A 24,377-nucleotide genomic window follows, 5' to 3' on the forward strand; every position below is an offset into this window, starting at 1 on the left:
AGGGTCTGTCGGCATTCAATAGTTTCCGTGTCTTTCTTGCTCCCAAGGCAGCATCTTCTGCGTTGGAAATCTGCCTCCCTGTGAACCAAAATCCATTTGGAAAATTAAATGTCGATAGGCCCAAGGGAAAGCAAAGGCTACCTGAAAAAGTTTCAGGTAGCCTTTATTTGAAACTACAATGAATACAGCTGAAGCAATTATTTCCCAGCCAAGAAAACCAATGCAGCAGGAAGAGAAGTGCTTTAACTATTAGGAGAAGAAGCCCATGCCCAACCGCCCCACCTTCAAAGAAGCCGACAGCATCGACCACCACATCCTCAAGCTCTTGCAGGAAAATGCCCGCCTGAGCATGACCGAGCTGGCCGAACGCGTCGGCCTGTCCGCCACCCCCGTAACCGAACGCGTACGCCGCTTGGAGCGCGACGGCTACATCAGCGGCTACCACGCCCGCCTCAACCCCGCCCGATTGGACTACAGCCTCTTGGTGTTTGTGGAAATCAAGCTGCATTCCAAATCCGGCGATATTTTTGAAGAGTTCCGCCGCGAAGTGCTGAAAATCCCGCAAATCCTCGAATGCCACCTCGTGTCCGGCGAGTACGACTACCTGATCAAAGTGCGCCTGCAAGACATGTCCGCCTACCGCGACATGCTCGGCAAAATCCTGCTGCAACTGCCCTCTGCCGTGGAAAGCCGCAGTTATGTGGTGATGGAGGAAGTGAAGGAAAACGGGCCGCTGGCCTTGGAAGATTGGGAAGATTAAACCAAAGGCTACCTGAAAAGCTATGCGGATTTTCAGGTAGCCTGTGTTGCGGCGGCCAAGGCGTTTTGTCTATCTATTACCCCTTCCGCCAGCACCACGCCTGCGGCAGCCAGGCGCGGCCAGTCGAAGAAGTGGCCGGGGTCGCTTTTGCGGCCGGGTGCGATGTGTTGGTGGCCGGTTACGGCTTCGATGGGGTAGTGTGCCGCCATGCTGTGCAGCAGCGGAATCAGGGCTTGGTATTGCGCCTCGGTGAAAGGTTCGAAATCGCAGCCTTCCAGCTCGATGCCGAGGGAAAAAGCGTTGCAGCCGTTGCGGCCGCGATATTGTGACACGCCGGCGTGGTGTGCCGCGTCGTTGCCCGATACAAACTGCACCACCTGCCCGCTGCGTTCAATCAAAAAATGACTGGACACGCGCAAATCCACCAGCTGCGGGAAGAAGGGGTGTGCCTGCGGGTTGATGCGGTTGGTGAACAAATCGCGGATGGCGCTGCCGCCGTATTCGAAGGGCGGCAGGGAGATATTGTGCAGCACCGCCAGCGAAACGGTTTCGCCGGTGGGGCGGGGCGAGAAGTTGGGCGAAGGGCAATGCACCGCGCCCTGCCACCAGCCGTTGTGCCAATTTGTGGTCATGATGAGGTTCCGAAGGGGGAGAAGGGGATTATAGCGGGTTGGCGGGGCAGGCTACCTGAAAAATGTGTTGGTATGTGCAGGTATGGCGATTGACTGAATGTCCGATATGGCGGTGGCTCGCCTTGTTATATGTGTGAACGGCATTCGGTTCGCCAGCCTGCAATATTTTGATTGGCCGCAAATACAACCGAGAGAAGTATTCGCACGCAGTTTAGTGAATTAACAAAAACCAGTACAGCGTTGGCTCGCCTTGCCGTAACGTGTGTACTGTCTGCGGCTCGCCGCCTTGTCCTGATTTAAATCTAATCCACTATAAAAGAAAAAGGCTACCTGAAAATGCCCGCTTGGCTTTCAGGTAGCCTTCTCTTTGGCCGTTATGGCTGTTTGTTGCCCATCTGTTGCCGGTAGCGTCGGATTAGGGCGGCGGTGGAGGGGTCGTGCCCGGCAGGGGCGGCGCCTTGCAGTTCGGGCAGGATGGTTTGGGCGAGTTCTTTGCCGTATTCCACGCCCCATTGGTCGAAGGAATTGATGCCCCACACGGCGCCCTGCATGAAGACTTTGTGTTCGTACATGGCGAGAATCAGGCCGAGGGTGTAGGGCGTGATGCGTTCGACGAGGATGGTGTTGCTGGGGCGGTTGCCGGGGAAGCTGCGCTGGCTGGCGAGGGCGGCTTGTTCGCTTTCAGGTAGCCCTTTCCCGACTGTTTCGGCGCGGGCTTCGGCTTCGCTTTTGCCGCGCATGAGGGCTTCGGCTTGGGCGAAGGCGTTGGCCACGAGCCGGAGGTGGCGGCCGTCGTCTGCCCCTTCGCCGCTGAGGGGGACGATGAAATCGACGGGAATCACCTGCGTGCCTTGGTGGATGAGCTGGAAGAAGGCGTGCTGGCAGTTGACGCCGGCTTCGCCCCAGATGGCGGCGCCGGTGGCGAAATCCACGGGCTTGCCGTGACGGTTATGGCTTTTGCCGTTGCTTTCCATATCGAGCTGCTGGAGGTGGGCGGGCAGGCGGCGCAGGCCGTGGCTGTAGGGGATGACGATATGGCTGGTGCTGCCGCAGAAGTTTTGCTGCCAGATGCCGATGAGGGCGAGCAGGGCGGGGATGTTGTGCCGCCACGGGGCGTGCAGGAAGTGCTCGTCCATATCGTGCCCGCCGCGCAGGAATTCGCGGAAATGTTCGCGGCCGATGGCGCACATCACGGGCAGGCCGATGGCCGACCACACGGAATAGCGCCCGCCCACCCAGTCGAACATGCCGAACACGTTTTGCGGGGCGATGCCGAATTCGGCGGCGGCGGCCACATTGGCCGATACGGCGGCGAAGTGCTGCGCGATGTCGGCTTCGCTGCGGCCGGATTGCAGAAACCAGCGGCGCGCGGCTTGGGCGTTGAGCAGGGTTTCGGGGGTGCGGAAGGATTTGCTGGCCACGATAAACAGCGTGGTTTCGGGCGCTACGCGGCGCAGGATGCCGTCTAAATCGGCGCTGTCGAGATTGGCGGCGAAGTGCACGTTCAGGTTTTGCCGGTAGGGGGCGAGGGCTTGCGCCACCATGCGCGGGCCCAAATCCGAGCCGCCGATGCCGATGTTCACTATGTCGCGGATGGGCAATCCGGTGCAGCCCGTGTGCGTGCCGTTTTGCAGGCGTTCGGCGAAATCGAGGGCGCGGTTTAGTTCGGCGTGTACCTGCGGCACGATATTGATGTCGTCCACATACACGGGCGCGGCGTTTTCAGGTAGCCTCAGGGCGGAGTGCAGCACGGCGCGGTGTTCGCTCAGATTGATTTTTCCGCCGGCATACATTTGGCGGCGCAGTTCGGCCGCGCCGGATTCGTCGGCCAGGCGGCAGAGCAGATCGAGGGTGTCTTCGCCGATGAGGTTTTTGCTGTAGTCGAGCAAGAGACCTTTGAGTTCGGTGTTCATGCGTTCGAAACGGTTTGGCTCGGCGGCGAAGCGCTCGCGCAGGTGCAAATGCGCGGTGGCGCGGCGGTGTTCGGCCAGGGCTTGCCAGGCGGGGAGGGCGGTGGGGAGCATGGTGGGTTTAGTGTGTGGGAAGGGGTGGGCGGGGCGGTTGGGCGGTTTCTGAAGGGTCGGGCTTTTCTTCCGACACTCGGAATCTAAATGTTTGGGTGAAGGCGGATTCCACCGGCCGTCCGTTTTGTTTTGCCGGAGTGAAACGATATTGGCTGACGGCACGCACGGCAGAGCGGGCGAATAAGGGGTGGGTGGCGGAGAGCACCTGCGTGTCGCTCACGCTGCCCCGGGTGTTGATACGCATCCGCACGATGGCGCGGCCTTCGATGCCCTCTTCTTCCAGCTGCGGCGGGTAAACTGGTTGCACGGCGTGGACGAGCCTGGCCGGTTCAAACGAAGGCTTGGCGGCGCAGGCGGCCAGCAGCAGGGCGGCGCAGGCGAAGGCGGCGAGGGGTTTGCGGTTCATGGGTTTCCTTGGGCGGATTGGTTTGGCGGAGAGGCTACCTGAAAATTTTCAGGTAGCCTGAAGCCCGGGCAATATTTCGTTGTTTCGTAGCGGCGGATTTCATATCCGCCGTTGGCCTGGTTGCGGGCAGTGGGGGTGTGAAATCCGCTACTATGGTTGGCTGAATCCTGGTTTGCCAAAGTTTCAGCCTGTTGTTTGTTTCATGAGGCTGGCGCCTCAACTCCGCAGAAACTGCGTTGCAGCTTCACTTTGAAGCAGCCTCTTGGTTTGTTCCGTTGGCCTCGGGCAGGCGCAGGAAGGTTTGGCGGTAGTGGCGCAACTCTTCGATGCTCTCCAAGATGTCGTCCAGCGCGCGGTGCGAGCCTTTTTTGCTGAAGCTTTTGTAGGCGGCGGGATGCCAGCGGCGGGCGAGCTCTTTGAGGGTGGATACGTCGAGGTTGCGGTAGTGGAACCAGGCTTCCAGCTTGGGCATGTATCGCTGCATGAAGCGGCGGTCTTGGTGCACGGTGTTGCCGCACAAGGGGCTGGCGCCCTGCGGAATCCATTGCGCCACGAAATCGAGCAGGCGTTGCTCCACTTCGGCTTCGGATAGCGTGGAATCTTTCACGCGCCGGGTGAGGCCGGTGCGCTCGTGGGTGCTGGTATTCCATGCATCCATGCCGTTGAGCAGTTCGTCGCTTTGGTGGATGGCGTAGGATTCGGATTGGGCGAGGATGTTTAAATCGGCATCGGTAACCACCACGGCGGCTTCGATAATGCGGTCGTGCTCGGGGTTGAGGCCGGTCATTTCCATATCGAGCCAGCAGAGGTTGGCGGGGTTGGGTTTGGGCGTGTGCATGGACTTGCTCGCAAAGGGGATAAATAGTGCATTGTAGCGGATACGCCAAACCTTAAAAAGGTTTACCTTTGGCGCGCGCGGCGGCACAATGCGGACTACCTGAAAATTCCTATAAAGAAAGCCACTCATGCCGCTCAACCTTACCGTGTTCGCCGTTACCCCCTTCCGCCAAAATTGCTCACTTTTGTGGGATGAAGAAAGCAAAGAAGCCGCGTGGATAGACGTGGGCGGCGATGTGCCGTGGCTGTTGGAAGAAGCTGCCAAGCTCGGCGTGCAGCCTAGGGCAATCTGGCTCACCCACGGCCACCTCGACCATGCCGGCGGCGTGGCCGAGATGATTGCGCACACCCCACTGCCCGTTATCGGCCCACACCGCGACGACCAATGGCTGCTTGACAACTTGCCCGAAATCACCACCGGCTTCGGTTTTCCCGTGTCTCCGCCGGTGAGCCCGAGCCGTTGGCTGGAGGAGGGCGAAGAGTTAAGCGTGGGCGCGTACCGCTTCCAAGTGCTGCACATCCCCGGCCACACTCCCGGACATGTGGTGTTTTACTGTGCCGAACAAAACCTCCTGATTGCCGGCGACGTGCTGTTTTACGAATCCATCGGCCGTACTGACTTCGAACGCAGCAACCATGCCGACTTGCTACACAATATCCGCAGGAAACTGCTGGTGTTACCCGAAGACACCATAGTGCTGCCCGGCCACGGCCGCAGCACCACCATCGGCCACGAAAAACAACACAATCCGTTTTTGCGGGATTAAAACCCACAGGCGGCAAGGCAATCGATACATACAGCCTGTCTTATTAAAGAGGCTACCTGAAAAACACGAAAACCAAAGCTTAGGCTTGCCAAAACAAAGGCTACCTGAAAGCGGCCAAACACTTTCAGGTAGCCTTTTCGCCAGAATAAGGGGATATTGCCGTAAATCTTGGTTAACCCCCCTTTTTATGCCGCACACTTTGGGCTAAGATGTTCTCGCCGCCGGCTATGGCGGTATTTTCTCATTTTATAGGAAATACACAATGAAAGTACGTACTTGGGCTGTACCGGCCTCTTTGGCTTTGTTGCTGACCGCCTGCGTGGCGCCTGCCCCGCAAGACGACGGCCATCGTCATCACCATCACCAACGCCATGAAAACAGCATGCAAGACCCGGGCAACGAGCCGGCTCCGCGCCACGAGCGTCGTGGCGAGCGCCGCGCACACGGTGCCGAGCGTTTCAGCTGTGAAAATGGCCTGTCTGTAACTGTGCGCCAGCAAGGTACCGACCGCGTGAGCCTGCAGCTTGACGACAAGAGCGCTGTGCTCAACCGCGCTACTTCCGGCTCCGGCGAGCGCTACACCAGCAACCGCGGCCTGTTCGGCAGCGGCGCCGAGTGGCATCGCAAGGGCAACGAAGCTGCGTTCAGCTTCAAAGACCCCTATGGCAACCGTGTAGAAACCGCTTGCCAACGCCAGCAGTAAGCTGATTTAAATTCAACGCCGCATTAGTGAAATCAGGCCGGCAGCCCGAGAATTCCGAGGTTGCCGGTTTTCATTGGGGGGCAGAAAATGGAGGACGCAGTAAGGCGGCGCTGTGATGCCATCACCTTGCTGCTTTGCCAAAACTTAATTTCAGCTTCGCAGAAACTCAGCTCCAGCTTTGCTGAAGTTGGCGTTTTCAGGTAGCCTTTTATCTCACTCTATGCTCATATTGATTGCTCCAAGCCATGCCAGCCACCCATATCCTGCAAGCCATCGCCTACGTTCGCTCTCCTTATAAACAGAAATTCGGTGTGCCGCGCCAGCCCGGCTTGGTGCCTTCCGCCCGGGTATGCATCGAATTCCTGCCCGAGTTTTCTGCCGATTGCGTGCGCGGGTTAGAAAGCTTCAGCCATATTTGGGTGCAGTTTGTGTTTCACGGCGTGGCCGGGGCAGGCTGGCAGCCTTTGGTGCGGCCGCCGCGTTTGGGCGGTAACCGGAAAATGGGCGTATTTGCCACGCGCAGCCCATTCCGCCCCAACCCGTTGGGGCTTTCCCTGCTCAAGTTGGAGCACATTGAAACCGATGGTGGAGTACGGCTATGGTGTGGCGGAGCGGATTTGCTCGATGGCACGCCGGTGTTAGACATCAAGCCCTACCTGCCCTTTGTGGAAGCGCAGCCCGATGCTGCTTCAGGCTTCGCCACCGCTCCGCCCGTGCCGCTCGAAGTAGCTTGGCTAGATGAGGAAACAGCTGCCGCCTTGCCATCAACTATCCGCCTGTTGCTTGAACAAAGCATCGCTCAAGACCCGCGCCCGGCTTATCAGGATACGCCGCAGCGTGTATATAAGATGGCAGTGGAAGATTGGGAAGTGGCGTTTCGAATTGAAAACGGAACAGCTTTAATTGAAGCAGTGATGGAGACAGAAGGCAAGGCTACCTGAAAGTGTCAGCTTCAATGTAGTTCAAACGATGTCTTGGCACAGCCAAGGCTGAGTTTCTGTGAAGCTAAAATAAAGCTCAATCCCCTGCCGGGCTTAAATAAGCATAACATCCGTGATATCCCGCCCGGCTTACGCAAAGATTCGCAAAAGAATTTGGCTTGTTCGCCTGTATCAGGCAAAGTGTTAAGACGCTTGAAATTCAACAGTCAACCAGCCTAATTCCGGCTGCTGAGATTGAAAAATCACGTTAGTTGGTCATATTGCCGGGTTTGCCCCGGCGGCAAAATTCCGTGCTGCAACGGCACTTAAAATAAGGAGTAAGTATGAACCGTGTTTTATTGGTAGACGATGACGCCCTGCTCACCGAGCTCTTAACCGAATACCTGAGCGCCGAAGGGCTGGAAGTCAGCAGCGTGCCGGACGGCGAAGCCGGCGTAACCGAAATCCTCACCGGCAACTACAACGTGGTGGTGCTGGATTCCATGATGCCCAAGCTCAGCGGGCTGGATGTGCTCAAAACCGTGCGCCAGCAGAGCAAAATCCCCATCATCATGCTCACTGCCAAAGGTGATGACATCGATCGCATCATCGGCCTGGAAATGGGCGCAGACGACTATGTGCCCAAACCCTGCCAGCCGCGCGAACTCTTGGCGCGCATCAATGCTATTCTGCGCCGCACCCGCCTGGCCGAGCCGGACAACAGCACGCCCAATGTGATTTCCGTGAGCGGTGTAACCCTCTACCCAGCCAAACGCCAAGCCACCATTAACGAAGCCCCGCTGGAACTTACCAGCACCGAGTTCAACCTGCTGGAAGTGCTGATGCGTCACGCCGGCCAGGTGGTAAACAAAGAAACCCTCTCTCTCGAAGCACTCGACCGCAAGCTAGCCAAGTTCGACCGCAGCATCGACGTGCATATTTCCAGCATCCGCCATAAACTGGGCGATGCCTCACTCATCCAAACCGTGCGCGGCCTAGGTTATTTGTTTGTGAAAAACTGATGTTTTGATTTTAACTTGTGTTGAAGCTTACGCTTTCAAGTAGCCTCCATCGAACGAGATAAAGGCTACTTGAAATACCGCTTCTTCATTTGCGCCATTCACCCAACGGCCGCCGCCAAGCCCAAACCGACTGATGGCGGCATTGTTTTGTGGCCTGCCAAACCTTCCCGCCAAAGCATATTCATGAAACTGTTCCAGCGGATTTTCCTCACCTTTTTTTTCGTCATCATCGCCGCCATTTTCGTGGCCAGCTTCTCCTTCTGGCTGGTGCAAGACAAAATGGCCGAAAGCCGTTTCAAACAGCAGCGCGCCTTTGAAACCGGCCTGCTCAACAGCACTGTAACCGTGTTCCAAACCCGCGGCCTCTCCGGTGTACGCGAAACCCTGCAAGACTGGAACAATACCCCCACCTTCGACAATATCCTAGTAATTTCCGGCGACAGCAAAACCGATATTTTTCAGCGTCAGATTGAGCCCTCGCGCATCCTCGCCGCACGCAAATTCGCCTCTGAATATCCCAACTCCCGCGCAGTGCGCGTGGCCTACGACCCCTTGGGCGAAGAATATATCTTCATGTTGGCCGACTGGGACAAACAGCAGCCTACCCGCCCGCCTTCCCCGCTGATGATTCCCGGCATGGAAATGGCGCCCGTGTGGCACGAGCTCATCATCCTCAGCTTCATCATCATCGTCGGCCTGCTCTTAGCCTACATCCTCGCCCGCAATATCTCTCAACCCATCCGCACGCTGGAACGCGGCATGAGCCGTCTGGCCGAAGGCGACCTTGAAACCCGCATTTCCCACCAGCTGCTCGGTCGGCGCGACGAGCTGGCCAAACTCGCCGTCCAGTTCGACCACATGGCCAGCCGCCTGCAAAAACTGGTGGAACGCGAACGCCATCTGCTGCACCACGTTTCACACGAAATGCGCTCCCCGCTGGCGCGTATGCAGGCGCTGCTTGCCCTGCTGCAAGTGCAGCCGCACAAACAGGAGCAAAACATCAAGCGCCTCGAATCCGAGCTCACCCGCATGGACAAACTCGTGGGCGAGTTGCTCACCCTCTCCCGTTTGGAAACTGCCAACGTGGAAATGGAAAAAGACCCGCTCAAGCTCGTGCCCTTTTTGGAAAACCTGGTAGAAGACTGTCGCGCCATCGCCTGCCAAAACAATCAGCAAATCGATTTCCATTACGACCCCGCCGATACCGACGCCACCGTTTCCGCCAATGAGGGCTACCTCTACCGCGCTTTCGACAACGTCTTGCGCAATGCTATGGCCTACAGCCCCGAAGGCAGCAAAATCCACATCCGCCTCTCCGGCCACAAACACCATTGGCACATCGACATTGCCGACAACGGCCCCGGTGTGGACGAACGCCAGCTGCCGCACATCTTCACCGCCTTCTACCGCGCCGACAGCGGCGCACACAAACCCGGCACTGGCCTCGGTTTGGCCATTGCCCGCCACGTTATCGGCAAACACCACGGCCGCATCAGTGCCGCCAACGTGCAGCCCAACGGCCTGAACATCCACTTTGAGCTGCCTGAGCTCACCGCCAAGCAGCAGAAGCAGGAAGAAAAAGAACGCGAAGGAAAAGAGCACGGGCAGGATGAGGACAAATAAACAGGAAGCCGTTGCCGTTGTATAGCACGTATCTTTCAGGTAGCCTTACTCCTCCCGCGCTCCAATAATCGTTTCAAATCAAACCAAGCCAACACAATATGGCTTTATTTGAAATGGCCGTCTATGGGAAAGAAAGTCTTTTCGCTATATAATTCCGCTGTTTCGACAGCACCCCATTCGGAAGTATCAATGAGCACCAACACCATTCTAATTATCGCCATCCTCATTTTCGCCCCCGTGTTCGGCGTATTGCTGTACAACACCTATCAGGAAAAGAAATACCGCGATTCCATCCGCGCCCAGTTCGGCCATGCCGATAAAGACGCGCTGATGGAAAGCTACACCCATTCCGTGCGCGACGGCCAGCAGCAAGCCCTCGCCGCCGAAACAGAGGCTGCCCCGCGCCTGCAGCCAGCCTTCATCAAATTCAGCCGCTCGGGCAAACAGGCCGACGAAATCCCCGTTGCCGAAACGCCTGCCGAACCCGACAACACCCCGGCCGAGCCCATATTGCAGGCCGAGCCCGCCGTTAAAGCCCCTGCTTTCAACTTCCAACCCATACCAGCCGCCGCGCCCTCGCAAACCCAAGAGCCCGCCAAACGCAAGCTGCTGCTCGATTTGCAGGATTTGGCCAAACAGCAACTGTCCTGGTTCGACAGCCGCTTCGACTACCTCTGCTACATCTCCCTGAAAGAGCCGCAGGAATTGCACGCCATGCCGCGCCTTTCCAGCCGCCACCGCTTCCATATCGCCGGCTGCACCATGGACGACCGTTTCCAAATTGCTGAGCCGATTCCCAGCGTGTACTACCAAGGCTTCGTGATCGGTCTGCAAGCCATCAGCCGCAACGGCTTGGCCAGCATTGCCGATTTGGAACAATTCGGCGAACAGGCCAACGCCTTTGCCGAGAAAATGGACGGCGGCCTGCTGCTCACCGACATCGACACCTTCCTCTCCATCGCCCGCCCGCTGGACGATCTGTGCGCCCGCGTGGATCAAACCATCGCCATTCATTTGGTGTCCCGCAACAACGTGAGTGGCGTGGAATTGCGCAATGCCGTAGAGCGCCAAGGCTTCGAGCTTTCCCACGACGGCATGTTCTACCTGAACGACGCCAAAGGCGAGCCGCTGTTTGCCATCTCCACCCTCGACAACAGCGCCTTCACCGCCACCCTGCTCTCCACCCAAAACTACCGCGGCATCAGCATGCTGTTTGATGCCCCGCACATCCCCGACGGCGAGAAAAACTTCAACCGCTTCATGGATATCGCGGTTAAGCTTTCCAGCATGCTCGGCCTGGATTTGGTAAACGACAAACTCGAAGAGCTTTCCACCCAATGGCTGAAAGAAATCCGCAGCTATGTGGTGGCGCGGCAAGACGAAATGAAACGGGTGGGCATCGAGCCCGGCAGCGAACTGGCCAAACGGCTGTTCTCGTAGCCAACCCGCTAAAACACCCGGCCAACCAAACAGGCTACCTGAAATGGCATTTCCCGTTTTCAGGTAGCCTGTTTCCCCAATCCACACACACCTCAAGGAAAAACATCATGCATAACGATAACGCCCTGCGCGCCGCCGTCGAAGCGGTCGCCATTCCCCGCAGCAGCCTCACCATCGGCAGCAGCCATGCCCTGAAAATCATCGTGCAAACCGCCGGCGGCCTGCAAATCGAACTTTGCTTCGGCTTTCCCGTTGGCCACATTGCCGACCAGCTCAAGCAAAACATCGCCGCCGCGCTGGCCCAAGCTGGGGTTACCACAAACGTGCAAACCAATATCCGCAGCGAAATCACTGCCCGCAAAGTCCAGCCTGGCGTGCGCACCATCAACGGCGTGAAAAACATCATCGCTGTGGCTTCCGGCAAAGGCGGCGTGGGCAAATCCACCACCGCCGCCAACCTTGCCGTGGCACTGCACAACATGGGCGCGCGCGTGGGCATTCTTGATGCCGACCTCTACGGCCCCAGCCAGCCCACCATGCTCGGCGTGCCCGCCGGCAAACCGCAGCAGGAAAACAAGCACTTCATCCCCGTGCGCTCGACCGAAGGCATCCAAGTGATGTCTATCGGCTTTCTGGTGGACACCGACCAAGCCGTGGTGTGGCGCGGCCCCATGGTGAGCCGAGCCCTGCAGCAGCTGCTGTTTCAAAGCGAATGGGACAATGTAGACTACCTGTTTGTCGATCTGCCGCCCGGCACCGGCGACATCCAGCTCACCCTGTCACAGAAAATCCCCGTTACTGGCTCTATCGTGGTAACCACCCCGCAAGACATCGCCCTCATCGACGCGCGCAAAGCCGTGGACATGTTCGGCAAAGTAAACATCCCCATTTTCGGCGTGCTGGAAAACATGTCGGTGCACATCTGCAGCCACTGCGGCCACCACGAGCCCATTTTCGGCCAAGACGGCGGCAAAGCGCTGGCCGAACGCCTCGGTGTGCCGCTGCTTGGCCAGCTGCCCCTGAGCCTGCCCGTGCGCGAAGCCATGGATAGCGGCAGCGCCGCCCAAATGCAGGCCGCCCACCCCGCCATCGCCCAAATCTACACCGAAGCCGCCTGGCAAACCGCCCTGGCCGTGGCCGCCAAAGGCAAAGACTTCAGCAACCGTTTCCCGCAGATTGTGGTGGAATAAACTTTGCAGCTGGAATACGAAAAGGCTACCTGAAAACCATTCCCCGTCCGATGTGGGCTAACAGGGGAACGGGTGGCAAACCGCAGCTTGGTTTTCACGTCGCTGAAGCTGATGCTTTCAGGTAGCCTTACTAGGCGGAGGGCCGTTGGCAACATGCCGGGCTGACCGTACGAGCCGGTTTACAGACTGCGGGAACTGCATCAACGGCATCGAAAATTTTTGTAATCAGGCAAAGCACGTCTTACATAAATACAACGGAATCGACTGCAAATATTTCCCACTATTCTTGAATAAGGTGCGAATTTCGATTTAACTTCGATACACCATCCCGGTAGCTTAAAATCCTGCAGGGATAGTGTGGAATTTAAGGCTAATCTACGTCAGCCCCTTATTTTTTCTGCCCCATTTTGGCGTTGAGCATATCGAGCATGCTGCGCAGGTTGGCTTTGCCTTCTTCGTGGCTCACGATGGGTTCGCCGCCTTTGCGGCCGAGGATTTTGAGGTCGGCTTGGGGCATTTCGCCGATAAAGCGGCTGGGCTCGGGAAATTGCCAGCCGCCCTGGCGGCGGCGTTTGACGCAGTGGGTGAGGGTGAGGCTGTGTTTGGCGCGGGTGATGCCGACATACATGAGGCGGCGTTCTTCGTCGAGGTTGCCTTCTTCTACGCTGTCGGCATGGGGGAAGAGGCCTTCTTCGCAGCCGGCGAGGATGACGTGGGGGTATTCGAGACCTTTGGAGGCGTGCAGGGTGGAGAGGGTTACGGTGTCGGTTTCTTCTTTGCTGCGGCTGTCGAGCAGGTTCATCAGGGCGATGGTTTGGGAAAGTTCGATCAGGGTTTTGCCGTCTTGCTCGCCTTTTCTGGCCAGCCAGGCGCATAAATCTTGCACATTGCGCCATTTGATTTCGCCGCTTTTGCCTTCTTCGTGTTCGAGCAGGTAGGTTTCGTAGCGGATGTCGGCCAGGAGCTCTTGGATAAGGCTGCCGGCGGGCTCGCTTTGGGCGCGGCTTTGGTAGCTTTGCATGAGGGCGGTGAATTGGCGCAGGGCTTCGCGGCCGGCGGCGGGGAGCTGGGCTAGGGCTTCGGCGGTGTTGGCGACGGCGTAGAGGCTGCAGGAGGCTGCGGCGGCGTAGCGGTTGAGGCTGCTGAGGGTGGCGTCGCCGATGCCGCGTTTGGGGGTGGTGGCGGCGCGCAGGAAGGCGGGGTCGTCGTCGGGGTTGGCGAGCAGGCGCAGGTAGGCGAGGATGTTTTTGATTTCGGCTTTTTCAAAGAAGCTTTGGCCGCCGGAAACGCGGTAGGGGATGTGGGCGCTGCGCAGGGCTTCTTCAAACAAGCTGGCTTGGTGGTTGCTGCGGTAGAGGATGGCGAAGTCGGCGTAGTTGAGGCTGCCGCCGCTTTGGTTGCGCCGGCAGATGATGTTGCCGGCGGCGTATTCGGCTTCGTGTTGTTCGTTTTGGCAGGCTATGATGCGCACGGGCTCGCCTTCGCCGTATTGGCTCCAGAGGGTTTTGGGGAAGAGTTTGGGGTTGTTGGCGATAACTTGGTTGGCCACGCGCAGGATGCGGGCGGAGGAGCGGTAGTTTTGCTCGAGCTTGATGATTTTGAGGGCGGGGTAGTCTTGCTGGAGCAGGCGGAGGTTTTCCATGTTGGCGCCGCGCCAGGCGTAGATGCTTTGGTCGTCGTCGCCCACGGCGGTGAAGCGGCCTTCGGCGCCGGTGAGCAGCTTCATGAGGGTGTATTGGCAGGTGTTGGTGTCTTGGCATTCGTCCACCAAAAGGTGCAGCAGGCGCATCTGCCATTTGATTCGGATACCAGCTTCGTTTTGCAGCAGGCGGGTGGGCAGGAGGATGAGGTCGTCGAAATCGACGGCTTGGTAGCTGTGTAGGGTTTCCTGATAGCCAGCGTAGAGCTGGGCGGTTTGGCGCTCCCACTGGTTGGAGGCTACCTGAAAGGCTTGTTCGGGGGTGAGCAGGTCGTTTTTCCACAGGGAAATCTTGTGCTGGGCGCGGAAGACGGCGTCGCGGCCGCTGCTGCCGAGCAGCTCGGCGATGATTTTGCCGCTGTCGGAGCCATCAAACACGGAGAAGTTTTTTTTGTAGCCGATGTGCTGGGCTTCTTCGCGCAAGAGGCGCATGCCCAGCGAGTGGAAGGTGCAGACGGTAAGCCAGCGGGTTTGGCGGCTGCCGAGCATGGCGGCGGTGCGCTCCTGCATTTCGGCGGCGGCTTTGTTGGTGAAGGTGATGGCGGCGATGTTGTGCGGGGCGTAGCCCACTTCACGGATGAGGTGGGCGATTTTTTCGGTGATCACGCGGGTTTTGCCGCTGCCGGCACCGGCCAGCACAAACAGGGGGCCGCCGAGATAATGCACGGCTTCGAGCTGCTGGGGGTTGAGTTGGAAGGATGATGTGGACATGGAAAGTAGATAAGGCTACTTGGGTTTTCAGGTAGCCTCTTTTTTCTGTTTGGCGGCGGCTTTGCGGCGGCGGTTTTCTTTCGGATCGATGAGCAGGGCGCGGTACACTTCCACGCGGTCGCCTACGCGCAGCGGGGTGCTGTCTTTCACTTTTTTGCCGAAGATGCCGATGGGCGCGGCGGCAAAATCAACGTGCGGAAATTCGGTTGGCAAGGCGGATTGCAGCACGGCCTGCCGCGCGGTGGTGCCGGGGGCTACCTGAAAAGCCAGCAGGCGTTGTTTGCCCGGCTCGGCATAGGCCGCTTCGATATTGAGCGGGGCGGAATCAGGCATAGCGGCGGCCTGCCTCTTTCACGAAAGCGTCCACCAGCGTGCCGCTGATGTGGCCGAACACGGGGCTGATGAGCGCGGAGAGCATGCGGCTGGAAAATTCGTAGTGCAGCTCGAATTCCACTTTGCAGGCATCGTCGCCCAGGGGTTGGAAACGCCAGATTCCGTTCAGGCTTTTAAACGGGCCTTCCAGCAGCACCATGCGGATTTCGCGGCCGGGGATGTTGCGGTTGTGCGTGGCAAACGATTGGCGCACGCCCATATAGTCCATAAACAGCCGTGCTTTCAATTCGTTGCCGCTGCGCTCGATGATTTCGGTGCGGCTGTACCACGGCAGAAACTGCGGATAATCCTCCGCTTTGTCCACCAGCTCGAACATCTGCTCGGCAGAATGCGGCACGAGCAGGGATTTCTTCACGGTTTTGAGCGACATACAAACGGCCTTGGCAATGCAAAGTGTGCATTATATAGCGAAACGCCAAACCGCCCCACCGCCAAGCACGTATGTAGCGTACAAAAATACAGATTATCAATTTAAACCAATATATTATTTATTATCTGCCATTCTTGGCTCGAAACTTGCTTGAAGTTTGTTCGATACCGCTCGGCAGACGCCGACCTACTTCCCTAACTCCCTTTCCCCGCACACGTAAAACACATGGAAAACTCCGCAGAACGTTTGGCTTGGATACAGCTTGCGCTGATGCCGTATATCGGCGCGGAAACGTTTTACGAATTGTGCCGCCACTACGGCTCGGCCGGCGCCGTGTGGGCTGCCGAGCAGGAAGTGGGCGCCATTCTGCCCAGCCGCCCGGCGCAAGAAGCCTGGCGCAGCCGCCGCCACGAGGCTGAGGCCGCAGCCGAAGCCGCGCTGGCATGGGAGCATCAGGAAAACTGCCGTTTATTGTTGGCTTGCGACGCAGATTTTCCGCCGCAATTGGGCGAAGGCATCACCGCACCGCCCTTATTGTTTGCCCGCGGCAATACTGAATGGCTGCATCGGCCTTCGGTGGCCATCGTGGGCAGCCGGCATGCCACGCCGCAGGCGATGCGGATTGCCGGTGAATTTGGCGAAGCATTGGCCGCTGCCGGCATCGTAACCGTATCCGGCATGGCCGCCGGCATCGACAGCGCCGCCCACGAAGGCGCGTTGCGCAAGCAGGGCGGCACAGTGGCGGTGTGGGGCACGGGCATCGACCGCGTGTATCCCGTGGCCAACAAAGCGCTGGCGCACCGCATTGCCGAAGAAGGCTGCGTGCTCTCCGAATTCCCCTTGGGCACGCGCCCGCTGGCCGGCAACTTCCCGCGACGCAACCGCCTGATTGCCGCCCTCTCCTCTGCCGTGCTGGTGGTGGAAGCCGCTTTGGAATCCGGCTCGCTGATTACCGCGCGGCTGGCGGCAGACATGGGGCGCGAAGTGTTCGCCGTGCCCGGCTCCATCGACAACCCGCACAGCAAAGGCTGCCACGCGTTGATTAAGCAAGGCGCGAAGCTCACCGAAACGCTGGCCGATATTCTGGAAGAATGCCCGCAGCTGCCGCAAACCGCATCGCCTAACCGCCAAACGGCAGCCCAAGCCAAAAGGCTACCTGAAAACGAGCGTAGTGAGTTTCTGCGAAACAAAAATGAAGCTGGCGAGCATCGCGAAACTGAATCGCTTCCAAGCGAACAGCCCATCTTGGCCGATACCGCGTCAGAGCCGGCCGAAACGGAAACCTCGCCGCTGCTGCAAGCCATGGGCTACGACGCAGTACACCCCGACAGCCTGGCCGAGCGGCTCAAACTGCCCGCTGCCGATGTGTATGCCGAACTGACTTTATTAGAAATCAACGGCCAAATTGCCCCGCTCTCTGGCGGCCGTTACCAACGTATTGCTCCAAATAGGAATACCAAATGATTGACGTAATTGCCTTTTTGATAAACAACTTCCAAGACTTCGACACCTGCCCTCCCAGCGAGGCCTTGGGCAACCTCTTGGAGCAGGTGGGTTTCCAGGATGAGGAAATTCGTGATACGCTATTATTTATGAACGTGCTCCAAGAACGCAGCCGCTCGCTACACCGCAATTTCCGCGAAGAGCAGGCGATGCGCGTGTATCTGCCCGAAGAGCTTGCCGCTTTGCCGCCCGAGGCTTTGGGTTTGCTGCACTTTTTGGTGCAAAATGGCGCGCTCTCCGTGGAACAGCGGGAATTTGTGCTGCTTGCGCTGATGCACCTTTCGGCCAAAGCAGACGAGCCGCTCACCGATGCACACGTGAAAGTGCTGTCGCTCTTGGTGTTGTGGGCAGACAAATCTGAGCTGCCGATGCTCATCAGCGATGATTTGGTTAATGCCCTGCTGCATGGTCAGGCGGTGATGAATTGAAAAAGGCCGCTGCTCTTTATTAAAAAGGCTACCTGAAAAATGAAGGTTTTCAGGTAGCCTTTGATTGAATACGGCGCTCTTGCACCAAGATGGATTAAGGCTACCTGATACCTTGCTTTTATTGGCTAAAGCACTATATTTCCTTAGCTACAGCGTGGCTAAAAACAAAAGTATTTTGCGAGGAAACTATGTCGAAAAACCTGCTGATTGTGGAATCTCCCAACAAAATCAAATCTATTAAAAAATACCTGGGCAGCGATTTTGAAGTATTGGCCTCCTTCGGCCATGTACGCGATTTGGTGCCGAAAAACGGCGCCGTCGATCCCGAGCACGATTTCACCATGAAATACGAAGTGCCGGCCAAGAGTAAAAAGTACATCGATGCCATCGTGGCGGCCGCCAAAGAAGCCAATACCCTCTATCTGGCCACCGACCCGGACCGCGAAGGCGAAGCCATTTCCTGGCATATCTACGAAATCCTCAAAACCAAACGCGGCATCAAAAATCTGGACGAGCGCACCCTGCGTGTGGTGTTCCACGAGGTTACTAAAAAAGGCGTGCAGGAAGCCCTCAAGCAGCCGCGCAAGCTCGATATGGGCTTGGTGGACGCGCAACAGGCACGCCGTGCCTTGGATTACCTGGTCGGCTTCAACCTCTCCCCGCTGTTGTGGAAAAAAATCCGGCGCGGCCTGAGCGCCGGCCGCGTGCAAAGCCCCGCCCTGCGCCTGATTTGCGAACGCGAAAACGAAATCCGCGCCTTTGAAACGCAGGAATACTGGAGCGTGCACCTCGACAGCCACAAAGGCCGCCAAAAATTTGCCGCCAAGCTCACCCAATGGCAGGGCAGCAAACTGGAGCAGTTCTCCCTACCCAATGAAGCCGCCCAAGCCGCCGTGCTGGCCGCCATGCAGGGCAAACCGGCGCAAGTGCTCGATGTGGTGAAGAAAAAAGCCACCCACAAGCCTGCCGCGCCCTACACCACCTCCACCATGCAGCAAGACGCCGTACGCAAGCTCAGCTTCACCACCGACCGCACTATGCGCACCGCCCAACAGCTGTTTGAAGGCGTGGACGTCGGCCAAGGCTCGGTCGGCCTGATTACTTACATGCGTACCGACAGCGTAACCCTGTCGCAAGACGCGATAGCCGAAATCCGCCACTACATCGATAACAAAATCGGCGCCGATTTCCTGCCCAAATCGCCGCGCATGTACCGCACCAAATCCAAAAACGCCCAAGAAGCGCACGAAGCCATCCGCCCCACTTCGGTGTACCGCACGCCCGAAAGCGTGAAGCCCTTCCTGTCCGCCGACCAGTTCAAGCTCTACCAAATGATTTGGCAGCGCACCATGGCCTGCCAGATGGTGGAAGCCAAATTCGATGCCACCACCGTGGACATCGGCGTGGGCGAAGGCGTATTCCGCGCTACCGGCCAAGTGCTCGTATTTGCCGGCTTCCTGAGCGTGTATCAGGAGGGCCACGATGATGACGACGAGGATGAAGACAACAAAAAACTGCCCGAATTGGCCGTGGGCGACGCTCTGCCTGTGAACAAACTCTACGGCGAGCAGCATTTCACCCAGCCACCGCCCCGCTTCAACGAAGCCACGCTGGTAAAAGCCTTAGAGGAGTTCGGTATCGGCCGCCCCTCCACCTACGCCAGCATCATCAAAACCCTGAAAGACCGCGAATACGTAACTATCGACCAGCGCCGTTTCCTGCCCACCGACACCGGCGAAATCGTGAACAAATTCCTCACCGAACACTTCACCCAATACGTGGATTACGACTTTACCGCCAAGCTAGAAGACCAGCTCGACGACATTGCCAACGGCAAGCGGCAGTGGATTCCCGTGATGGACAAATTCTGGAAAGGCTTCCACAAACAGATTGAGGAAAAAGCCGGCATCGAGCGCGCCAAAATCACCACCGAAGAGCTGGACGAAACCTGCCCCAAATGCGGCCAACACAAGCTGCAAATCAAATTCGGCAAACGCGGCCGCTTCATCGCCTGCTCCGGCTACCCCGATTGCGACTACACCCGCAATCTCAACGAAACCGCCGACGAAGCTGCCAAAGCCGCTGAAGAGCCCACCATCGTAGAAGGGCGCGAATGTCCTAAATGCGGCGGTCAGCTTGTGTATAAAAAAGGCCGTTTCGGAAAATTCATCGGCTGTGCCAACTACCCCAAGTGCAAACACATCGAACCCTTGGAAAAACCCAAAGACACCGGTGTGGCCTGCCCCAAATGCGGCAAAGGCAGCCTGATCGAGCGCAAATCGCGCTACGGCAAGCTGTTCTACAGCTGCAACACCTACCCCGACTGCGACTACGCCACTTGGAACCCGCCCGTGGCCGAAGAATGCCCGAAATGCCACTGGCCAGTGCTCACCATCAAAACCACCAAACGCTGGGGTGTGGAAAAAGTCTGCCCACAGAAAGAGTGCGGCTGGAAAGAGCAAATCGAACCGCCCGCCCTGAAAGGCTAAAGCCGTAAATAAACGAAAGGCTACCTGAAAATGAGCAATATTTTTCAGGTAGCCTTTATTGAGCAAATATATAAATCAAATTTAAATTAGGACAAAGCAGCTAGCCGCAAAAGTGTAGTTAAGTACAGCAAACCCGGCCAACGTTATCCTGGATGCAAATAGATTTACCGTACAACGCTAGAACATAAAAAAGCAGCCATCAACCGCTATCGGTTGAGGCTGCTTTCGGTTGTCAGCAGGGGGACATTATTTCCGCAGGTTCGCGAAAATAGCCAAAATAGCCACGGCGCCCAGCGTGGATGCAACCCAGCCTGCTGGCTGCCCGATGGCATACCAGCCCATCATCTGCCCAACCCAGCTGGCCAGCACCGAGCCACCGATGCCGAGTAACGTAGTCATGATGATACCCAAGCGTTGCCCGCCCGGATACAGGAATTTGGCCAAAACACCGATGATGAAGCCGATGATGATGGTACCGATCATGGTTGGTTTTCCTCTTATGGTGTGATTAGATGGCATACATATCAGGCAAACGGCCGGCTTTTCAAGATAAAGGCTACCTGAATTTTAGCTTCGCAGAAACTCGCGGAGCTCGTTTTCAGGTAGCCTTTCCTATTTAACCAAAGCAACAAACTAAGTTCCTACCACGGCTGTTCCTGCACGGCTTCCTGCAAGCTTTGGCGCACGCTGGTGCCTACTCCTTTGCTGAACAGGCGACTGATGTCATCGGCAGGGGTGTAGTCCACCAGCTCGGGGGCTTTGATGATGTCGCGCGATACGCTGTAGATATCGCCCAGGCCATCGATGAGGCCGGTTCTGAGGGCTTCGTTGCCGGTGTATACGCGGCCGCTGAACAGGTCGGGATGGTCGGCTTCGTGCAGGCGTTTGCCGCGCCCGTCGCGCACGGCTTTGATGAATTGCTGGTGGATGTCGTCCAGCATGCCTTGCCAAATGGCGGTTTGCTCGGGGGTTTCCGGGCTGAAGGGGTCACCCATGCCTTTGTTGCTGCCAGCAGTGCGCAGGCGGCGTTGGATGCCCATATTGTGCATCAGGCCGGTGAGGTCGAAGCTACTGCCGATCACGCCGATGCTGCCGACGATGCTGGAGGGGTCGGCATAGATTTTATCGGCGGCGGCGGCGATGTAGTAACAGCCAGAGGCGCACATGTCTTCGGCCACCATATACACGGGGATGTTGGGATGCTCGGCGCGCAGGCGTCGGATTTCGCGGTAGGCTACGCCAGATACCACGGGCGAGCCGCCAGGGCTGTTGGCGCGGATGATGATGCCGCGTACCTGTTTGTTTTTATAGGCGGCTTCAAGGCCTTGGCGCAGTTTGCCGGCCTGGTTTTCGCCGGCGGTAATCGCGCCTTCCAAGCGGATCACTGCGGTATGCGGCCCGGCAGCGGCGGGATTGAGGCTGCCTATATTGCCGAAAATGGCAAACAGATAGAGAGCCAGGAAGGCGATGAGCAACAGGCGGAAAATGAGCTTCCAAATGCGGGCACGGCGTTGCTCGCGGTAAGCTTCGAGCAGGAGTTTTTCCAGGGTGTCGCGCTCCCAGTTGCCACTGTTCGGCTCGCTATTGCGGCGAATGATGTGTTTCATGGCGGGTAACTTTCTTGGAATGATGTGGAATGCCGGAAGGGCATACCTGAAAACGGTATGCGCCTGATTTCGACGGGAAAGGGTGACTATTGTAACACGCGGCAGCGGCAGCGGTTTCAAGTAGCCCTTATGGTTGCCTACCAAAGATGTCTAGGGCCGGCTAACCCACTGACTACCTGAAAACAAAAGCTACCTGAAAAGCAGAAACACTTTTCAGGTAGCCTTTTATTCATCTGACAACAAACTATTTTTCAGCCTGCTTTTCAGCTTGCAGCTGGGCTTTGCGCTCTTCCAGCCAGTGCTCCAGATAGTGGATGCTCACGCCGCCTTTGGTGAAGCCAGGGTCGCGGAATAGGTCGTCGTGCAGCAGGGCATTGGTTTTGATGCCGCTCACGGTAAGCTCGGAGAGGGCAACGTGCATTTTGGCGATGGCCTGCTCGCGATCGTTGCCATACACGCAGATTTTGCCGATGAGGCTGTCGTAGTTCGGCGGAATGCGGTAGCCCTGATAAATGTGGCTGTCCACGCGCACGCCGAAGCCGCCGGGCAGATGGCAGCTGGTGATGCAGCCCGGGCTGGGGATGAAGCTGTAGGGGTCTTCGGCGTTGATGCGGCATTCGAAGGCATGTCCTTGGATCACCACGTCTTTCTGCTTGTATTGCAGCGGCAGCCCGGCGGCGATGCGCAGCTGCTCCTGCACGATGTCGATGCCAGTAATCAGCTCGGTTACGGGGTGTTCTACCTGCACGCGGGTGTTCATTTCGATGAAGAAGAATTCTCCGTCCTCGTACAGAAATTCAAATGTGCCAGCACCGCGGTAACCAATGCGTTTGCAGGCAGCCACGCAGGCTTTGCCGATTTTCTCGCGCTCTTTGGCGGTGATGCCAGGCGCAGGGGCTTCTTCGATCACCTTTTGGTGGCGGCGCTGCATGGAGCAGTCGCGCTCGCCCAGATAAATGGCGTTGCCGTGCTCGTCGGCCAGCACCTGCACTTCCACGTGGCGCGGGCGTTGCAGGAAGCGTTCCATATACACCATCGGATTGCCGAAAGCGGCTTCAGCTTCGGCCTTGGTCATTTCCACGGCCTTAATCAGGTCTTCGCGTTTTTCTACCACACGCATGCCGCGCCCGCCGCCGCCGCCAGAAGCTTTGATGATCACGGGGTAGCCCACGCGCTCGGCGGTTTTGAGGATTTCGTCGGGGTCGTCGGAAAGTGCGCCATCCGAGCCAGGCACGCAGGGCACGCCGGATTCGAGCATGGCTTTTTTGGCAGACACTTTGTCGCCCATCAGGCGGATGGTATCGGCACGCGGGCCGATGAAGATGAAGCCGGATTCTTCCACCTGCTCGGCAAAGCGGTCGTTTTCAGCCAGGAATCCGTAGCCAGGGTGGACGGCGTCGGCGCCGGTTACTTCGGCGGCGGCGATGATGGAGGGAATGTGCAGATAGCTCTGCGCAGAGGGGGCGGGGCCGATGCAGACGGATTCGTCGGCCAGCTTAACGTGCAGGCTGTCGTTGTCGGCAGTGGAATGCACGGCCACGGTGGCGATGCCCATTTCGCGGCAGGCGCGCAATACGCGCAGGGCGATTTCGCCACGGTTGGCGATGAGGACTTTTTTCAGCATAATCTTTGCCTTATGGTTTTCAGGTAGCCTTTATGCCGCAGCAGGAGGCTACCTGAAAAATTATTCGATGATAAACAGCGGCTCGCCAAACTCCACCGGCTGGCCGTTTTCCACCAGAATTTCTTTCACCACGCCGCTGCGTTCGGCTTCGATTTCGTTCATCAGCTTCATGGCTTCGATGATGCACAAGGTGTCGCCGGCGTTCACACTCTGGCCAACTTCCACAAACACCGGCGCGTTCGGGCCGGGGGCGCGGTAGAAAGTGCCCACCATGGGCGAGGTTTGCGCTTTGCTCAAATCGCGGGCGGGTGCGGCAGGCGCGCCTGCGGCTGCAACGGGCGCGGCAGCGGCCACGGCGGGAGCCGGAGCGGCGGCCACGGCAGGCGCGGCGGCATACACGGGCTGCGGCGCGGCCAGCGAGCGGGTAATGCGCACTTTTTCTTCGCCTTCGGTTACTTCAATCTCGGCAATGCCGGATTCTTCCACCAAGTCGATGAGTTTTTTGAGTTTGCGTAAATCCATAATGAGAGGTCCTTTTAAGGGATTCGGAGCCGGGCTTTAGCCGGCCTGTTTTTGTTGCAAGTATTCAATGGCGAAATCCAGCGCGGCGGAGTAGCCTTGTGCGCCCAGCCCGCAAATCACGCCCTGCGCCAAATCGGAAAAATAGGAATGGCGGCGGAAGGGCTCGCGGGCGTGCACGTTGGAGAGGTGGACTTCGATAAAGGGTTTGCCGGCGGCGGCAAGCGCATCGCGCAGGGCGACACTGGTGTGGGTGTAGGCTGCCGGGTTGATGATGATAAAGGCGGTATGGTCGGCCATGGCCGCCTGGGCACGCTCCACCAGCACGGCTTCGGCATTGCTCTGCACGGCTTCAAAGGCATAACCGGCAGCTTCGGCGCGCGCCTGCAGACCGGCATTGATGTCGGCAAGGGTGGTGCGGCCGTAGATTTCCGGTTCGCGCTGCCCCAAAAGATTGAGGTTGGGGCCGTGCATAACGAGGATGGCGGGTTTCATGCTGGAGGGCAGTTTAAATTCGGTTGAAATGAATAATTGCGCCTGAAAACGCAGTTTGCCGCTGGCGGGCAAGATGTTTATTTTCGGCGATAGTGGGGGAAATGTCCAGTTTTTGTATTTATCTGTATGGAAACGGCAGAGTTTGTTAAGCGGCAGCTTTGACCGTATTTAAAGCAGTAAAGGCTACCTGAAACGCAGCGCAGCTAAGTTTCTGC

At 57.8% G+C, this 24,377-nt stretch carries 24 protein-coding genes and 1 pseudogene; 12 read left to right on the top strand and 13 right to left on the bottom strand.

From position 1 onward, the window contains the following. Positions 1-265 precede the first annotated feature (265 nt). Complete coding sequence (locus A7P97_RS00760; protein ID WP_067529921.1) at positions 266-760, top strand: Lrp/AsnC ligand binding domain-containing protein; 495 nt, start codon at positions 266-268, stop codon at positions 758-760. A gap of 32 nt (positions 761-792) precedes the next feature. Here the strand turns inward: A7P97_RS00760 and ampD are convergent, their stop codons facing one another. The 5 genes from ampD to orn all read right to left on the bottom strand — a co-directional run bounded on the left by ampD (position 793) and on the right by orn (position 4,660). Beyond that, entirely contained in the window at positions 793-1,392 is a 600-nt protein-coding gene (ampD, locus tag A7P97_RS00765; protein WP_067529922.1) for a 1,6-anhydro-N-acetylmuramyl-L-alanine amidase AmpD, read from the bottom strand. A 374-nt stretch (positions 1,393-1,766) separates the two neighbouring features. Then, entirely contained in the window at positions 1,767-3,416 is a 1,650-nt protein-coding gene (gene pgi, locus A7P97_RS00770) for a glucose-6-phosphate isomerase (protein ID WP_067529923.1), read from the bottom strand. Positions 3,417-3,423: 7 nt separating this feature from the next. Then, positions 3,424-3,822, bottom strand: coding sequence for an energy transducer TonB (locus A7P97_RS00775; RefSeq protein WP_067529924.1), 399 nt, complete (start codon positions 3,820-3,822; stop codon positions 3,424-3,426). After that, on the bottom strand, positions 3,819-4,001 hold the full coding sequence (locus A7P97_RS09925; RefSeq protein ID WP_125080518.1) for a hypothetical protein: 183 nt from the start codon (positions 3,999-4,001) through the stop codon (positions 3,819-3,821). Before A7P97_RS09925 ends, A7P97_RS00775 begins: the two co-directional genes overlap by 4 nt. Positions 4,002-4,066: 65 nt before the next feature. After that, a complete protein-coding gene (orn, locus tag A7P97_RS00780) occupies positions 4,067-4,660 on the bottom strand; it encodes an oligoribonuclease (protein WP_067529925.1) in 594 nt (197 codons plus the stop codon). A gap of 127 nt (positions 4,661-4,787) precedes the next feature. On the opposite strand from orn, the gene A7P97_RS00785 reads away from it, so the two are divergent. From A7P97_RS00785 to A7P97_RS09930, 8 genes and pseudogenes are all read left to right on the top strand, one after another. After that, positions 4,788-5,426: an MBL fold metallo-hydrolase gene (locus A7P97_RS00785; RefSeq protein ID WP_067529926.1), complete on the top strand. Its 639-nt coding sequence runs from the start codon at positions 4,788-4,790 to the stop codon at positions 5,424-5,426. A gap of 262 nt (positions 5,427-5,688) precedes the next feature. Then, positions 5,689-6,129 carry an MliC family protein gene (locus A7P97_RS00790; RefSeq protein WP_067448921.1) on the top strand — a complete coding sequence of 147 codons (441 nt, stop codon included), beginning with the start codon at positions 5,689-5,691 and terminating at the stop codon, positions 6,127-6,129. A gap of 245 nt (positions 6,130-6,374) precedes the next feature. After that, complete coding sequence (gene tsaA, locus A7P97_RS00795) at positions 6,375-7,070, top strand: tRNA (N6-threonylcarbamoyladenosine(37)-N6)-methyltransferase TrmO (protein ID WP_067530076.1); 696 nt, start codon at positions 6,375-6,377, stop codon at positions 7,068-7,070. 323 nt (positions 7,071-7,393) lie between these two features. After that, positions 7,394-8,071: a response regulator transcription factor gene (locus tag A7P97_RS00800; protein WP_067439781.1), complete on the top strand. Its 678-nt coding sequence runs from the start codon at positions 7,394-7,396 to the stop codon at positions 8,069-8,071. A gap of 183 nt (positions 8,072-8,254) precedes the next feature. Continuing rightward, complete coding sequence (locus tag A7P97_RS00805) at positions 8,255-9,694, top strand: cell wall metabolism sensor histidine kinase WalK (RefSeq protein ID WP_067524570.1); 1,440 nt, start codon at positions 8,255-8,257, stop codon at positions 9,692-9,694. Positions 9,695-9,883: 189 nt separating this feature from the next. Beyond that, entirely contained in the window at positions 9,884-11,134 is a 1,251-nt protein-coding gene (locus A7P97_RS00810; RefSeq protein ID WP_067529927.1) for a cell division protein ZipA C-terminal FtsZ-binding domain-containing protein, read from the top strand. Between the two features lie 107 nt (positions 11,135-11,241). Continuing rightward, complete coding sequence (gene apbC / locus A7P97_RS00815) at positions 11,242-12,324, top strand: iron-sulfur cluster carrier protein ApbC (protein ID WP_067524540.1); 1,083 nt, start codon at positions 11,242-11,244, stop codon at positions 12,322-12,324. Between the two features lie 190 nt (positions 12,325-12,514). Further along, positions 12,515-12,656 (top strand): annotated as a pseudogene (locus A7P97_RS09930) (IS1595 family transposase); the annotation flags it as partial. Between the two features lie 56 nt (positions 12,657-12,712). Here the strand turns inward: A7P97_RS09930 and A7P97_RS00820 are convergent. From A7P97_RS00820 to A7P97_RS00830, 3 genes are read right to left on the bottom strand one after another with little or no spacing between them, the layout of a single operon-like run. Beyond that, positions 12,713-14,734, bottom strand: coding sequence for a UvrD-helicase domain-containing protein (locus tag A7P97_RS00820; protein WP_067529928.1), 2,022 nt, complete (start codon positions 14,732-14,734; stop codon positions 12,713-12,715). A gap of 27 nt (positions 14,735-14,761) precedes the next feature. Continuing rightward, positions 14,762-15,067: an RnfH family protein gene (locus A7P97_RS00825; RefSeq protein ID WP_067596290.1), complete on the bottom strand. Its 306-nt coding sequence runs from the start codon at positions 15,065-15,067 to the stop codon at positions 14,762-14,764. Next, positions 15,060-15,497: a type II toxin-antitoxin system RatA family toxin gene (locus A7P97_RS00830; protein WP_067529930.1), complete on the bottom strand. Its 438-nt coding sequence runs from the start codon at positions 15,495-15,497 to the stop codon at positions 15,060-15,062. The genes A7P97_RS00825 and A7P97_RS00830 overlap by 8 nt, the downstream gene beginning before the upstream one ends. A gap of 225 nt (positions 15,498-15,722) precedes the next feature. Between A7P97_RS00830 and dprA the strand changes: the two genes are divergently transcribed. The 3 genes from dprA (at position 15,723) to topA (ending at position 19,917) form a co-directional block, all read left to right on the top strand. Next, positions 15,723-16,961 (top strand): DNA-processing protein DprA, encoded by a 1,239-nt coding sequence (gene dprA, locus A7P97_RS00835; RefSeq protein ID WP_067529931.1) that lies wholly within the window; start codon positions 15,723-15,725, stop codon positions 16,959-16,961. Next, positions 16,958-17,428 carry a DUF494 family protein gene (locus tag A7P97_RS00840; protein ID WP_067529932.1) on the top strand — a complete coding sequence of 157 codons (471 nt, stop codon included), beginning with the start codon at positions 16,958-16,960 and terminating at the stop codon, positions 17,426-17,428. Before dprA ends, A7P97_RS00840 begins: the two co-directional genes overlap by 4 nt. 188 nt (positions 17,429-17,616) lie before the next feature. Beyond that, positions 17,617-19,917 (top strand): type I DNA topoisomerase, encoded by a 2,301-nt coding sequence (gene topA, locus A7P97_RS00845; RefSeq protein ID WP_067529933.1) that lies wholly within the window; start codon positions 17,617-17,619, stop codon positions 19,915-19,917. 246 nt (positions 19,918-20,163) lie between these two features. Here the strand turns inward: topA and A7P97_RS00850 are convergent, their stop codons facing one another. The 5 genes from A7P97_RS00850 to aroQ all read right to left on the bottom strand — a co-directional run bounded on the left by A7P97_RS00850 (position 20,164) and on the right by aroQ (position 24,162). Further along, the gene (locus tag A7P97_RS00850; protein WP_067439810.1) at positions 20,164-20,400 is read right to left on the bottom strand and encodes a GlsB/YeaQ/YmgE family stress response membrane protein; all 237 of its coding nucleotides are present in this window, start codon (positions 20,398-20,400) and stop codon (positions 20,164-20,166) included. A 158-nt stretch (positions 20,401-20,558) separates the two neighbouring features. Beyond that, complete coding sequence (locus A7P97_RS00855) at positions 20,559-21,524, bottom strand: S49 family peptidase (RefSeq protein WP_067529934.1); 966 nt, start codon at positions 21,522-21,524, stop codon at positions 20,559-20,561. Between the two features lie 244 nt (positions 21,525-21,768). Further along, the gene (gene accC / locus A7P97_RS00860; protein WP_067529935.1) at positions 21,769-23,148 is read right to left on the bottom strand and encodes an acetyl-CoA carboxylase biotin carboxylase subunit; all 1,380 of its coding nucleotides are present in this window, start codon (positions 23,146-23,148) and stop codon (positions 21,769-21,771) included. 60 nt (positions 23,149-23,208) lie between these two features. After that, positions 23,209-23,670, bottom strand: a complete 462-nt coding sequence (gene accB / locus A7P97_RS00865; RefSeq protein ID WP_067439817.1) for an acetyl-CoA carboxylase biotin carboxyl carrier protein — start codon at positions 23,668-23,670, stop codon at positions 23,209-23,211. A 36-nt stretch (positions 23,671-23,706) separates the two neighbouring features. Then, complete coding sequence (gene aroQ / locus A7P97_RS00870; protein ID WP_067530077.1) at positions 23,707-24,162, bottom strand: type II 3-dehydroquinate dehydratase; 456 nt, start codon at positions 24,160-24,162, stop codon at positions 23,707-23,709. Positions 24,163-24,377: the final 215 nt, after the last annotated feature.

The organism is Eikenella sp. NML070372 (genome assembly GCF_001648415.1).
GTDB lineage: Bacteria > Pseudomonadota > Gammaproteobacteria > Burkholderiales > Neisseriaceae > Eikenella > Eikenella exigua.

Bases quoted from the DNA above. Each gene is read 5' to 3' on its own strand.
- A7P97_RS00760 (WP_067529921.1), top strand. From the start codon at position 266: ATGCCCAACCGCCCCACCTTCAAAGAAGCCGACAGCATCGACCACCAC.
- ampD (WP_067529922.1), bottom strand. From the start codon at position 1,392: ATGACCACAAATTGGCACAACGGCTGGTGGCAGGGCGCGGTGCATTGC.
- pgi (WP_067529923.1), bottom strand. From the start codon at position 3,416: ATGCTCCCCACCGCCCTCCCCGCCTGGCAAGCCCTGGCCGAACACCGC.
- A7P97_RS00775 (WP_067529924.1), bottom strand. From the start codon at position 3,822: ATGAACCGCAAACCCCTCGCCGCCTTCGCCTGCGCCGCCCTGCTGCTG.
- orn (WP_067529925.1), bottom strand. From the start codon at position 4,660: ATGCACACGCCCAAACCCAACCCCGCCAACCTCTGCTGGCTCGATATG.
- A7P97_RS00785 (WP_067529926.1), top strand. From the start codon at position 4,788: ATGCCGCTCAACCTTACCGTGTTCGCCGTTACCCCCTTCCGCCAAAAT.
- A7P97_RS00790 (WP_067448921.1), top strand. From the start codon at position 5,689: ATGAAAGTACGTACTTGGGCTGTACCGGCCTCTTTGGCTTTGTTGCTG.
- tsaA (WP_067530076.1), top strand. From the start codon at position 6,375: ATGCCAGCCACCCATATCCTGCAAGCCATCGCCTACGTTCGCTCTCCT.
- A7P97_RS00800 (WP_067439781.1), top strand. From the start codon at position 7,394: ATGAACCGTGTTTTATTGGTAGACGATGACGCCCTGCTCACCGAGCTC.
- A7P97_RS00805 (WP_067524570.1), top strand. From the start codon at position 8,255: ATGAAACTGTTCCAGCGGATTTTCCTCACCTTTTTTTTCGTCATCATC.
- A7P97_RS00810 (WP_067529927.1), top strand. From the start codon at position 9,884: ATGAGCACCAACACCATTCTAATTATCGCCATCCTCATTTTCGCCCCC.
- apbC (WP_067524540.1), top strand. From the start codon at position 11,242: ATGCATAACGATAACGCCCTGCGCGCCGCCGTCGAAGCGGTCGCCATT.
- A7P97_RS00820 (WP_067529928.1), bottom strand. From the start codon at position 14,734: ATGTCCACATCATCCTTCCAACTCAACCCCCAGCAGCTCGAAGCCGTG.
- A7P97_RS00825 (WP_067596290.1), bottom strand. From the start codon at position 15,067: ATGCCTGATTCCGCCCCGCTCAATATCGAAGCGGCCTATGCCGAGCCG.
- A7P97_RS00830 (WP_067529930.1), bottom strand. From the start codon at position 15,497: ATGTCGCTCAAAACCGTGAAGAAATCCCTGCTCGTGCCGCATTCTGCC.
- dprA (WP_067529931.1), top strand. From the start codon at position 15,723: ATGGAAAACTCCGCAGAACGTTTGGCTTGGATACAGCTTGCGCTGATG.
- A7P97_RS00840 (WP_067529932.1), top strand. From the start codon at position 16,958: ATGATTGACGTAATTGCCTTTTTGATAAACAACTTCCAAGACTTCGAC.
- topA (WP_067529933.1), top strand. From the start codon at position 17,617: ATGTCGAAAAACCTGCTGATTGTGGAATCTCCCAACAAAATCAAATCT.
- A7P97_RS00850 (WP_067439810.1), bottom strand. From the start codon at position 20,400: ATGATCGGTACCATCATCATCGGCTTCATCATCGGTGTTTTGGCCAAA.
- A7P97_RS00855 (WP_067529934.1), bottom strand. From the start codon at position 21,524: ATGAAACACATCATTCGCCGCAATAGCGAGCCGAACAGTGGCAACTGG.
- accC (WP_067529935.1), bottom strand. From the start codon at position 23,148: ATGCTGAAAAAAGTCCTCATCGCCAACCGTGGCGAAATCGCCCTGCGC.
- accB (WP_067439817.1), bottom strand. From the start codon at position 23,670: ATGGATTTACGCAAACTCAAAAAACTCATCGACTTGGTGGAAGAATCC.
- aroQ (WP_067530077.1), bottom strand. From the start codon at position 24,162: ATGAAACCCGCCATCCTCGTTATGCACGGCCCCAACCTCAATCTTTTG.